Source organism: Amycolatopsis tucumanensis (assembly GCF_021654135.1).
Taxonomy (GTDB): Bacteria; Actinomycetota; Actinomycetes; order Mycobacteriales; family Pseudonocardiaceae; genus Amycolatopsis_E; species Amycolatopsis_E tucumanensis.
The window spans coordinates 1-1,071 of record NZ_JAKGSD010000052.1; the positions used below are offsets into that span (position 1 = coordinate 1).

Genomic DNA, 1,071 nt, shown 5'->3' on the forward strand with positions numbered 1-1,071 from the left:
CGAGCGCAGGTCCTCCAGCTGCGCGGCGAGCCGCTCGACGGCGGCGGCCGCCGCGTCCCGGTCGGCGATCACCATCCGCAGGTCGGTCTCCACGGCGCGGACGTACGCCTGCACCTGACGGGCGTCGTAGCCACGCCACGTGCGGTCGAAATCGGTCCGCAGTGGCACCAGGTCCTCGCGAGCGTCCACGGCCGTCATCCGCACCTCCCGAAGAGACTGTCCTGAATGGACAAAGCTGCTGAAAGCCTGCCACTGCCCAGCATCCTCTCATCCGCGCCCGGCGTCCACCCGCAGGGGCCGCGCGTTCGGAAATTCCGGTGTGACGTCATCGCATTCGCCTTCGGGTCCACCTCTGCAACCCGGACCGCGGCACGCCTGCACGGGCAGATCTCCTGCGCGGCAACGGCATCGGCAGCCGATTCACCTGCAGGTAGTGCCGCGGCCGACGTTCGGATGCTCCGCGTTCGCGCCCGTGATCACCGTGTGCGATGGCGGGTTCCGGAAAAAGCACTGAACCTTCAAGTCCCGGTCGAGCCAAAAGTGGGCGCGAAACGACGAATAGACCGCCCGCCACGAGCCGGCGGCGACATGCCAACGAGCTGCCGGCACCGGAACAGCCCGGACGCCGAGAGCGTGGTGGCCAGGAGGCCGACTTAGTGGCCAGGCGGCCGGGCGGTTGGCCGGGGGCTGGGCGGTTGACCGGGCGGCCGGGCGTGGTGGCCGCGCGACTGGAAGGTTGGGCGGACGGCTGGAAGGTTGGCCGGGCTGCTGGGCGTGGTAGCCGGACGGCCGGACGGCCGGGCGGTTGACCGGGCGGCCGGGCGTGGTGGCCGCGCGGCTGGAAGGTTGGCCGGGCTACTGGGGGGTGGTTGCTGGGCGGTTGGCCGGAGGGCCAGACGTGGTGGCCAGGCGGCCGACGTGGTGGCCAGGCGGTTGGCGGGCGGCTCGGCGTGGTGGCCGGGCGGCCGGGCGGTTGACCAGGCGGTTGGCCGGGCGTGGGCGGTTGGCTGGGCGTGGGCGGTTGGGTGTGGTGGCCGGGCGGTTGGGTGTGGTGGCCGGGCGGTTGGGTGT

1 protein-coding gene is annotated in these 1,071 nt (G+C 72.6%); it reads right to left on the reverse strand.

Features of this window, described 5'->3' with window-relative positions; translation table 11 throughout:
* The coding region (locus L2C96_RS34950; protein WP_237339221.1) for a DivIVA domain-containing protein at positions 1–198 on the reverse strand (198 nt) is incomplete at its 3' end.
* Positions 199–1,071: the final 873 nt, after the last annotated feature.